Origin of the sequence: Rhizobacter sp. (assembly GCF_035702065.1) — a bacterium.
Classification (GTDB): domain Bacteria; phylum Pseudomonadota; class Gammaproteobacteria; order Burkholderiales; family Burkholderiaceae_C; genus Rhizobacter.
The window spans coordinates 1-2,071 of the sequence record NZ_DASSRA010000499.1; the positions used below are offsets into that span (position 1 = coordinate 1).

At 69.8% G+C, this 2,071-nt stretch carries 2 protein-coding genes; both read left to right on the forward strand.

Annotated elements, in window-relative coordinates; genetic code table 11:
- Window positions 1–353, forward strand: a 353-nt coding sequence (locus tag VFL64_RS22480; RefSeq protein ID WP_489542618.1) for a hypothetical protein, incomplete at its 5' end; no start/stop codon positions are given.
- A gap of 101 nt (window positions 354–454) precedes the next feature.
- Entirely contained in the window at window positions 455–2,008 is a 1,554-nt protein-coding gene (gene hutH / locus VFL64_RS22485; protein WP_489542619.1) for a histidine ammonia-lyase, read from the forward strand.
- Window positions 2,009–2,071: the final 63 nt, after the last annotated feature.

Genomic DNA, 2,071 nt, shown 5'->3' on the forward strand with positions numbered 1-2,071 from the left:
GGGGGCTCGCGCCCAACTCACTACGCGGCCTGTGGCCGCTGCGTTCAGACAGGCGGCGCGAAGTCAGAGGACGAAGCGTGCTGGCGCACGCAGCCCCCAAGCCCTGCGCTGCTCGACGGCTCACCAAGGGGCCCAAGAGAAGGCTCGCCTTCGGCTTCGTGTCTCGGCTCGCTTCGCTTTGCCGTGATCCAGCCGAAGCGAAGCGAGGCGAGGCGATGAGTAGTGCTGTCGCAGCAGATGTGCGGCCGATCCTGTGGCACGGCGAGGACCGGCCGAGGAGACTTGAGGCCACGCAGTTCGGCCATGTGAAGAGCGCCTTTGCTTTGGTTACTTTCATTTGGCGCGACAAATGAAAGTGACCCGCCCGCCGGGGCGGACTCCCGGCGCACCCGCACGAAGTAGGAAGAACGATCCACGCGAAGCGGCACCCCATCACTGACCCAAACACACAACCATGCCCACCAAACCCCTCACCCCCGGCGCCCTGACCCTGGAAGACCTCCAGTCCCTCCACGCCACCACGCAAACCCTCGCGCTGGACCCAAGCGCCCGCGCCACCATCCGCGCCAGCGCCGCCATCGTTCAGAGAGCCGCCAAGAGCCCAGACCCCACCTACGGCGTCAACACCGGCTTCGGCAAACTCGCCTCCACCCGCATCAGCGAAGACCAGCTCGACACCCTCCAGCTCAACCTCATCCGCTCCCACTCCGTGGGCATCGGCGAACCCCTCGCCCCACCGGTGATCCGCCTGATGCTCGCCCTCAAGGCCTCAAGCCTCGCCCGCGGCCATTCGGGCGTCAGAGAAGAGGTGGTCGACACCCTGCTCGCCGTGCACAACGCCGGCCTCATCCCCTACGTGCCTTCGCAAGGCTCCGTCGGCGCCTCCGGCGACCTCGCCCCGCTCGCCCACATGACGCTGGCCCTGATGGGCGAAGGCGAGATGCTGCAAGACGGCAAGCGGGTGCCCGCAGCACCGCTGCTGAAAGAAGCCGGCATCACGCCACTGCAACTCGCAGCCAAAGAAGGCCTGGCCCTCATCAACGGCACGCAGACCTCCACCGCCCTCGCGCTGCACGCCCTGCTCAGCTTCGAGCCCGTGCTCGAAGCCGCGCTCGTGGTGGGCGCCCTCACCGTCGACGCCGCCCGCGGCAGCGACGGCCCCTTCGACCCGCGCATCCACGCCCTGCGCGGCCAGCCGGGCCAGATCGACGTGGCGCAGTACTACCGCGCGCTGCTGGCCGGCAGCGAGATCCGCCACTCGCACCTGGAAGGTGACGACCGCGTGCAAGACCCCTACAGCCTGCGCTGCCAGCCGCAGGTGGTGGGCGCCTGCCTCGACCAGCTGCGCCACGCGGCCCTGGTGCTGGTGCGCGAAGCCAACGCGGTGACCGACAACCCGCTGGTGTTCAGCAGCGACGAAGGCGGCACGCTCATCTCCGGTGGCAACTTCCACGCCGAGCCGGTGGCCCTGGCCTGCGACGCGATGGCGGTGGCGATCGCCGAGGTGGGCGCCATCGCCGAGCGCCGCATCGCGATGCTGATCGACAGCGGCGTGTCGCGCCTGCCGCCCTTCCTGTCGGCCGACGCGGGCCTCAATTCGGGTTTCATGATCGCCCATGTGACGGCCGCGGCGCTGGCCTCGGAGAACAAGTCGCTCGCCCACCCGGCCAGCGTCGACAGCCTGCCCACCTCGGCCAACCAGGAAGACCACGTGTCCATGGCCACCTTCGCCGCGCGGCGGCTGCAGGCCATGATCCACAACGTCTCGCACATCCTGGGCATCGAGCTGCTCGCGGCGGCGCAAGGCATCGAGTTCCTGCGTCCGCTGCGCAGCTCGGCGGCGCTGGAAGCCGTGCACGCGCTGCTGCGCAGCACCTGCCCGCCGATGCCGACGGACCGCTACCTCGCCCCGGAGATCGAGCGCGCCACCGCGCTGGTGGCCGATGGTTCGCTGGCGCGCATCCTGCGCGGCGTGCCGGCGCTGCCGGCGTTGTGGATCCCGGCCTGAGCCAGGGCAGATCTCAGTTCAGCATCTCGCGCGCCCGCCCCAGCAGGAACTCGCGCTCGCGCC